The organism is Burkholderia sp. Se-20378 (assembly GCF_017104665.1).
Taxonomy (GTDB): domain Bacteria; phylum Pseudomonadota; class Gammaproteobacteria; order Burkholderiales; family Burkholderiaceae; genus Burkholderia; species Burkholderia lata.
On sequence record NZ_JAAGPG010000377.1, the window covers coordinates 1 to 8,335 of the forward strand.

The 8,335-nt window shown below is 64.1% G+C and carries 7 protein-coding genes; 3 read left to right on the top strand and 4 right to left on the bottom strand.

Annotated elements, in window-relative coordinates; all coding sequences use genetic code 11:
- Positions 1 to 159: 159 nt before the first annotated feature.
- The 4 genes from pheA to gyrA form a co-directional block, all read right to left on the bottom strand.
- On the bottom strand, positions 160 to 1,242 hold the full coding sequence (gene pheA / locus G3N93_RS28610) for a prephenate dehydratase (RefSeq protein WP_069247429.1): 1,083 nt from the start codon (positions 1,240 to 1,242) through the stop codon (positions 160 to 162).
- A gap of 33 nt (positions 1,243 to 1,275) precedes the next feature.
- Positions 1,276 to 2,358, bottom strand: a complete 1,083-nt coding sequence (serC, locus tag G3N93_RS28615) for a 3-phosphoserine/phosphohydroxythreonine transaminase (protein ID WP_206134468.1) — start codon at positions 2,356 to 2,358, stop codon at positions 1,276 to 1,278.
- 155 nt (positions 2,359 to 2,513) lie between these two features.
- The gene (locus G3N93_RS28620) at positions 2,514 to 3,113 is read right to left on the bottom strand and encodes a DUF2059 domain-containing protein (protein WP_128846060.1); all 600 of its coding nucleotides are present in this window, start codon (positions 3,111 to 3,113) and stop codon (positions 2,514 to 2,516) included.
- 83 nt (positions 3,114 to 3,196) lie between these two features.
- Positions 3,197 to 5,800, bottom strand: coding sequence for a DNA gyrase subunit A (gyrA, locus tag G3N93_RS28625; RefSeq protein WP_174944678.1), 2,604 nt, complete (start codon positions 5,798 to 5,800; stop codon positions 3,197 to 3,199).
- 542 nt (positions 5,801 to 6,342) lie between these two features.
- On the opposite strand from gyrA, the gene ompA reads away from it, so the two are divergent.
- The 3 genes from ompA to G3N93_RS28640 form a co-directional block, all read left to right on the top strand.
- Entirely contained in the window at positions 6,343 to 7,011 is a 669-nt protein-coding gene (gene ompA, locus G3N93_RS28630; protein WP_006476579.1) for an outer membrane protein OmpA, read from the top strand.
- 154 nt (positions 7,012 to 7,165) lie between these two features.
- Entirely contained in the window at positions 7,166 to 7,864 is a 699-nt protein-coding gene (ubiG, locus tag G3N93_RS28635; protein WP_174944675.1) for a bifunctional 2-polyprenyl-6-hydroxyphenol methylase/3-demethylubiquinol 3-O-methyltransferase UbiG, read from the top strand.
- A gap of 13 nt (positions 7,865 to 7,877) precedes the next feature.
- Positions 7,878 to 8,335: HAD family hydrolase (locus G3N93_RS28640; RefSeq protein ID WP_206134469.1), on the top strand; the 458-nt coding region annotated here is incomplete at its 3' end.

The following is an 8,335-nucleotide window of genomic DNA, read 5'->3' on the forward strand; positions in this document are numbered from 1 at the left end:
TGACGCCCCGCATGCGGAATTCCAGATTCCGGGCAACGGGCCCGCATGCGGCACAACCTGTGCCGCATGCCGCCCGAACCCGCCTTCGGCAGCGCCGACCGGCCTGCCCTGCCCGCCTGGCCCCAACGCCTGCGCGAACAGGCGACGGGCCGCCGCGCATCAGCGTGCGCGCGGATACGAACCGAGTATCTTCAGGAACGCGGCCTTCTGGCCGAGTTCCGCGAGCGCGGCTGCAACCGACGCATCGTCCCGATGCCCTTCGATGTCAATGTAGAAGTAGTACTCCCACGTGCCGACGCGCGCCGGGCGCGACTCGAAGCGCGTCATCGACACGCCGTGCCGCGCAAGCGGCTCGAGCAGCTTGAACACGGCGCCCGGCTCGTTCTTCACCGATACGATCAACGACGTCTGGTCGTGACCGCTTTGCCCCGCCGGCTGCTTGCCGATGATCACGAAGCGCGTGCGGTTGTGCGGATCGTCCTGGATCAGCGAGAACGCGATCTGCAAGCCGTAGTGTGCGGCCGCGCGGTCGCCCGCGATCGCCGCGACGGTCGGATCGGCCGCCGCGAGACGCGCGGCCTCCGCGTTGCTCGCCACCGCCTGCCGCTCGAGCTGCGGCGCATTCGCCGCGAGCCACTGCTGGCATTGCGCAAGCGCCTGCGCGTGCGCGCAGACGCGCTTCACGCCGTCGAGCGTGCCGCTCTGCGTCAGCAGGTTGTGATGGATCGGCAGCGCGAGCTCGCCACTGATCAGCAGTTGCGTCTGCAGCAGCAGATCGAGCGTGCGCGACACGGCGCCTTCGGTCGAATTCTCGACCGGCGCGATGCCGAACGCGGATGCGCCGGCCTCGACCGAGCGGAACACCTCGTCGATCGACGGGCACGGCAGCCCTTCGATCGACTGGCCGAAATACTCGAGCATCGCCTGCTCGCTGTACGTGCCGACCGGCCCGAGGAACGCAACGTGGATCGTCTGCTCGAGCGCGCGGCTCGCGGCCATGATCTCGCGCCAGATGGCGCTGATGTGCTCGCTCGCGAGCGGCCCCGCGCTCATGTCCTGGAGCCGGGCGATCACCTGCAGCTCGCGCTCCGGCCGGAACACCGGCGCATTGAAATGCTTCTTGACCTCGCCCACCTCCAGCGCCACCGCGGCGCGCTGGTTCAGGAGCGCGATCAGCTGCGCGTCGATCGCATCGATGCGATCACGCAGCGGTTTCAGGCGGGAATTCAGTTCGTCGTCCATGCGTTTTGCCGTGCTGTTTGAACAGCGCCGCCGTCAGGCGCCGCGCTGCTCGAAGTCCTTCATGTACTCGACGAGCGCTTTCACGCCCTCGAGCGGCACCGCGTTGTAGATCGACGCCCGCATGCCGCCGACGGACTTGTGGCCCTTCAGCTGCAGCAGCCCGCGCGCCTTTGCGCCGGCAAGGAAGTCTTCATTGCGCGTTTCGTCGGCCAGGAAAAACGGCACGTTCATCCGCGAACGTGCTGCCGGCTCGACCTTGTTCAGATAGAAACTGCTCGCATCGATCGTGTCGTAGAGCAGCTTCGCTTTTTCGGTATTGCGGGCCTCGATCGCTTCGAGGCCACCCTGCCGCTTCAGCCACTGGAACACCAGGCCCGCGATGTAGATCGCGTAGGTGGGCGGCGTGTTGTACAGCGAGTTGTTCGCGGCGATGGTCTTCCATTCGAACGCGGACGGGCAGATCGACAGCGCACGGTCGAGCAGATCCTCGCGCACGATCACGAGCGTCACGCCGGCCATCCCGATGTTCTTCTGCGCGCCGCCGAACAGCACGCCGTACTTCGCGACGTCCATCGGACGCGACAGGATGTGCGACGAAACATCCGCGACCAGCGGCACGTCGCCGAGATCGGGAATCTCGAACGTCTCGACACCGTCGATCGTCTCGTTGGTGCACAGATGCACGTAGGCCGGATCGTCCGACAGCTGCCATTCGGCGCGCAGGGGCGCACGCGTGAAGCCGTCTTCCGTCTTGCCGGTCGCGGCGAGATGCGGCGTGCCGTATTTCTTCGCTTCGCTGAACGACTTCTGCGACCACGAGCCCGTGACGACGAAGTCGGCCGTCTTGCGCGCCCCGAGCAGGTTCATCGGCACGATCGCGTTTTCCGCGATACCGCCGCCCTGCAGGAACAGGATCCGGTGGCTGGCCGGCACGCCGAGCAGGTCGCGCAAGTCGGTCAGCGCGGCCTCGTGGATCGACATGAATTCCTTGCCGCGATGGCTCATCTCCATCACGCTCATGCCGCTGCCGTGCCAGTCGAGCATTTCGTCGGCAGCCTGCCGCAGCACTTCCTCGGGCATCGCCGCAGGGCCGGCGGAGAAATTAAAGACGCGCATCGTGAAAACCTCGGAGGGACGCGACCGGCTCACCGCCGGCAGAACGCGCCAGAAAAGAAATGGCCGCTTGCGCTCACGCGCAAACGGCCATTATCGCACTGTCGTCAGGCTCCCGCCAAACCCGGCCGAACGGCCGGGGGCGTGCCCGGACGGCTTTACTTGCCCGGCTTGACTGCTGCGACTTCCTTGTCAGCCTGCGTGCGCGTTGCCTGGATAGCTTGCGGCATGTACTTCTGCATCAGGCCGTTGACCACGTCGCGACCGACCTGATCCTGAACCTGGATGAACTTGCGGCCCGTCGGGCTCTTGTAGAACGTCGTCAGATCCTTGATCTCCGACGTGCTGTAGTACTTCGCGTAGGCGTCGTACTGAGCCGACATCGCGTCGTTCTGGAACTGTTGCGTACCGAACACCTTGCCAGCGCCGTCAACCAGCTTCGGCACCGCGTTCTTCTGCAGCGCCGGAACGGCAGCCTGCTTCTGCTTGTCGTTCAGCGTCTTGTTTTCCGACAGCGCGTCCGACAGGATCGCCGGAACGAGTTGCTTGGCCTGCATTTCGGCGCTGTTGCCGATTGCCGACACGAGCTTCGGCGCGTCGATCGCGTCGAGCAGATCCTTGATCGCTGCCTTCTTGTCGGCGTCGATCGGCGCAGCTGCCGCCGGAGCTGCCGGTGCGGAATTCGACAGCGCTTGCGCCATCGCGAACGTCGGCACCAGTGCAGCCAGCAGAACCAGTTGCTTGAATTGCTTTTGCATCATCACTCCCTTTTGGAAATATGAATGGTTGCTCGCCGGCCGCGGCGCTTCGCGCCTGCGGCGGCTAGAGTCTCATCCGTTCTTCAGGCTTCGCCGTCCGACGCCTCGTCGGCCTCGCCGTCACCCTCCTCGGCCTCCGCGATCTGCTGCAGGCCAGAGAGCTTGGTACCCTCATCGAGACTGATGAGTGTAACACCTTGCGTGGCGCGCCCCATCTCGCGAATCTCCGACACACGGGTGCGAATCAACACACCGGCCGTCGTGATCAGCATGATCTGATCTTCGGCATCGACGAGCGTCGCAGCCACGACCTTGCCGTTGCGCTCGGACGTCTGGATCGCGATCATACCCTTCGTGCCACGGCCGTGACGCGTGTACTCGGTGATCGGCGTGCGCTTGCCGTAACCGTTCTCGGTCGCGGTGAGCACCGTCTGCTCTTCGCTGCCGGCAACCAGCAGCGCGATGACCTGCTGCCCGTCCTCGAGCTGCATGCCGCGCACGCCGCGCGCCTCGCGACCCATCGGACGCACGTCGTTCTCGTCGAAGCGCACGGCCTTGCCGGAGTCCGAGAACAGCATCACGTCGTGCGCGCCGTCGGTGATCGACGCGCCGATCAGGTAGTCGCCTTCGTCGAGGCCGACCGCGATGATGCCCTTCTTCATCGGACGGCTGAATGCCTCGAGCGGCGTCTTCTTCACGGTGCCGAGCGACGTCGCCATGAAGATGAACTTGTCGGCCGAGAATTCCTTGACCGGCAGCACGACGTTGATCTTCTCGCCTTCCTGCAGCGGGAACATGTTGACGATCGGGCGGCCGCGCGAGTTGCGCGAGCCCTGCGGCACTTCATAGACCTTGACCCAGTACACGCGGCCGCGGTTCGAGAAGCACAGGATGTAGTCGTGCGTGTTCGCGATGAACAGCGTCTCGATCCAGTCGTCTTCCTTCATCTGCGTCGCCTGCTTGCCGCGACCGCCGCGCTTCTGCGCACGGTATTCGGACAGCGGCTGCGACTTCACGTAGCCCGCATGCGACATCGTGACGACCATGTCCTGCGGCGTGATCAGATCTTCGGTGTTCAGCTCGGTCGCGTTCAGCTCGATCTTCGAGCGGCGCGCGTCGCCGAACTCGGCCTTCACCGAGGTCAGCTCCTCGCCGATCATCGTCGTGATCCGCTCGGGGCGCGCGAGGATGTCCAGCAGGTCGGCGATTTGCGCCATCACTTCGCGGTACTCGCCGATGATCTTGTCCTGCTCGAGGCCGGTCAGGCGCTGCAGACGCATCTGCAGGATTTCCTGGGCCTGCGTGTCGGACAGGCGGTACAGCCCGTCGTTCTGCATGCCGAACGCCGGGTTCAGGCCTTCCGGACGATACGCGGAACGGCCGCCCGCCGATGCGTTCTCGGCCTCGGCACGCGTCAGCATCTCGCGCACGAGCGACGAATCCCACGGCTTCGCCATCAACTCCGCCTTCGCGATCGGCGGCGTCGGCGCGGCCTTGATGATCGCGATGAACTCGTCGATGTTCGCGAGCGCGACCGCGAGACCTTCGAGCACGTGGCCGCGTTCACGGGCCTTGCGCAGTTCGTAGATCGTGCGGCGCGTCAGCACTTCGCGTCGATGCGACAGGAAGCACTGCAGGATTTCCTTCAGGTTCAGCAGCTTCGGCTGGCCGTCGACGAGCGCGACCATGTTCATGCCGAACGTATCCTGGAGCTGCGTCGCCTTGTACAGGTTGTTCAGCACCACTTCCGGCACTTCGCCGCGCTTGAGCTCGATCACGACACGCATGCCGCTCTTGTCGGACTCGTCGCGGATGTCGGAGATGCCTTCGAGCTTCTTCTCGTTGACGAGCTCGGCGATCCGCTCGAGCAGCGAACGCTTGTTCACCTGGTACGGCAGCTCATCGACGATGATCGCCATCCGCTGGCCGCGGTCGATCTCCTCGAAGTGCGTGGCTGCGCGCATCACGACGCGGCCGCGCCCGGTGCGATAGCCGTCGCGCACGCCAGCGACGCCGTAGATGATGCCGGCCGTCGGGAAATCCGGCGCCGGGATGATCTCGATCAGCTCGTCGATCGTCGCTTCCGGGTTGCCCAGCAGGTGCTGGCACGCGTCGACGACTTCATTCAGGTTGTGCGGCGGGATGTTGGTCGCCATGCCGACCGCAATACCCGACGAGCCGTTGATCAGCAGGTTCGGGATGCGTGACGGCAGGACCGACGGCTGCATTTCGTTGCCGTCGTAGTTCGGCTCGAAATCGACCGTTTCCTTGTCGATGTCGGCGAGCAACTCGTGACCGATCTTCGCCATGCGAATTTCGGTGTAACGCATCGCCGCGGCATTGTCGCCGTCGATCGAGCCGAAGTTGCCTTGCCCGTCGATCAGCATGTAGCGCAGCGAGAAGTCCTGCGCCATCCGCACGATCGTGTCGTAGACCGCGGTATCGCCGTGAGGGTGGTACTTACCGATCACGTCACCGACGATACGCGCCGACTTCTTGTACGCGCGGTTCCAGTCGTTGTTCAGTTCGTGCATCGCGAACAACACGCGCCGGTGCACGGGCTTCAGGCCATCGCGGACATCCGGGAGGGCACGTCCGACGATCACGCTCATCGCGTAATCGAGATACGAACGGCGCATTTCCTCCTCTAGGGAGGTGGGCAGGGTCTCTTTGGCGAATTGATCCATGTATCCGTATCGTTTCGGAGCGAAGACGGCGAACGCCTTTCGCGTGGGCGCTGCATGCGCAACGCAACGCGAGATTCTAACATGCGCCCATCAGCCGCCAATTCGCCTCCCCCTCTATATATAAATAGCCAAAATCGCAGCGGCAGTGAATCGGCCGGAATTGCACACCGCAATTGCACCCGCCTCGGCTTCACGGACGATTGCAACACCGCCTGTTTCTCGCGCACGAGTAAACAACTGCATTCACCGGCGCAATTTCGCCGCCACACTCTTGACAATCTCTGAAAGTTACGGCAGGTCAGTGTTGCGCATGCACCACAAAGTTGAAGCGATCTTGGGGTGGGGAGGATTTTTTTTCGTAGGAAGGGAACGATATGGCAAAATGCCAACGCACTGAAAGTTAGACGCTGCTCGAAGTCTACACAGAGGCGGCGCCGCGTTTTTTGTGCCGCACCAATGTTATACTTCGAGCAATGTATGACTTGTCACCGTCAACAGGCTCGCAGTAAACCTGCGGTAATCTCAATTTCGAGAGGAGAAATATGAATAAACTTTCAAAGCTCGCGTTCATTGCAGCTACCGCAGTTATGGCTGCATCCGCTTCGGCACAGTCGGTGCCGGCGTCGCGTCAAGCCGTCAATGACAACTGGGTGAACGGCACGGGCGAATGGGTGTGGATGAACGGCACGAACGAGCTCTGCTGGCGCGATGCGTTCTGGACGCCGGCCACCGCCAACGCAAAGTGCGATGGCGCACTGGTCGCCCAGGCACCGCAGCCGCCGGTCGCTCCGGTCGCTCCGGCAATCACGAGCCAGAAGATCACGTATCAAGCTGACGCACTGTTCGACTTCGACAAGGCAACGCTCAAGCCGCTGGGCAAGCAAAAGCTGGACGAACTGGCTTCGAAGATCGAAGGCATGAACACGGAAGTGGTCGTCGCAACGGGCTACACGGACCGCATCGGTTCGGACAAGTACAACGACCGTCTGTCGCTGCGCCGTGCGCAAGCCGTGAAGTCGTACCTGGTCAGCAAGGGTGTGCCGGCCAACAAGATCTACACGGAAGGCAAGGGCAAGCGCAACCCGGTTACGACTGGCTGCAACCAGAAGAACCGCAAGCAACTCATCGCCTGCCTCGCACCGGATCGCCGCGTGGAAGTCGAAGTGGTTGGTACGCAGCAAGTGCAGAAGACGACCGTTCCGGCAAACTAAGCCGCGGTTTTCGACTGCTTCAAAGCCCCGCTCCGGCGGGGCTTTTTCTTTGACGCCCGTCCAGGCGCTCGCCACTTCGCCGCTCGTCCGCTTCTTATATACTCGGGGCTGACGAACCGCAGCACCGCCCTCCTCCCGTAGCCCGCTTGCCGACATGACCAACGCCGATCCGCACGAACTCCAGAAATTCAGCGACCTCGCCCATCGGTGGTGGGATCCGAATGCCGAATTCAAGCCGCTGCACGACCTGAACCCGGTCCGGCTCGGCTGGATCGATGCGCATGCGCACCTCGCCGGCAAGCGCGCACTCGACATCGGCTGCGGCGGCGGCATCCTGTCCGAATCGATGGCCGGACTCGGCGCGCAGGTGAAAGGCATCGACCTGTCGACCGAAGCACTTGGCGTCGCCGATCTGCACAGCCTCGAGAGCGGCATCACGGTCGACTACGAGGCCATCGCCGCCGAAGCGATCGCCGCGCGCGAGCCGGGTACCTACGATGTCGTCACGTGCATGGAGATGCTCGAGCACGTGCCGTCGCCCGGCGATGTCGTCGCCGCGTGCGCGACGCTCGTGAAGCCGGGTGGCTGGGTGTTCTTCTCGACGCTGAACCGCAACCTGAAGGCCTACCTGTTCGCCGTGATCGGCGCGGAGTACATCGCGCAAATGCTGCCGAAGGGCACGCACGACTACGCGCGCTTCATCCGCCCATCGGAACTGGCCGGCTTCGTGCGGGCAACGGATCTGCACATCGTGGAGATCAAGGGCATCACGTATCACCCGATCGGCAAGCGCTTCGCGCTGTCGAACGACACCGACATCAACTACCTCGTCGCGTGCCGCCGCGGCGCGTGACCATCCAACCGGCATGACGACTCCCCTCTCGACCGCGCGGGCTGCACTCGACGAACCGCGCCTGCTGCACTGCGATGCCGTGCTGTTCGACCTGGACGGCACGCTCGCCGACACGGCCCCCGATCTCGCGGCCGCAGTCAACAAGATGCAACGCGTGCGCGCCCTGCCCGAAACGCCGCTCGACGTGCTGCGGCCGCTGGCCTCGGCCGGCGCGCGCGGCCTGCTCGGCGGTGCGTTCGGCATCGACCCGCAGACGCCCGGCTATGAAGCAATGCGCGACGAATTCCTCGCCAACTACGCGACGGATCTGTGCGTGCATACGACGCTGTTCCCCGGCATCGGCGACGTGCTCGACGAACTCGATGCGCGCGGCGTGCGCTGGGGCATCGTCACGAACAAGGCAATGCGGCTCACGGCGCCGCTCGTCGACCTGCTCGGCCTCGCGCCGCGCGCCGCCTGCGTCGTCGGGGG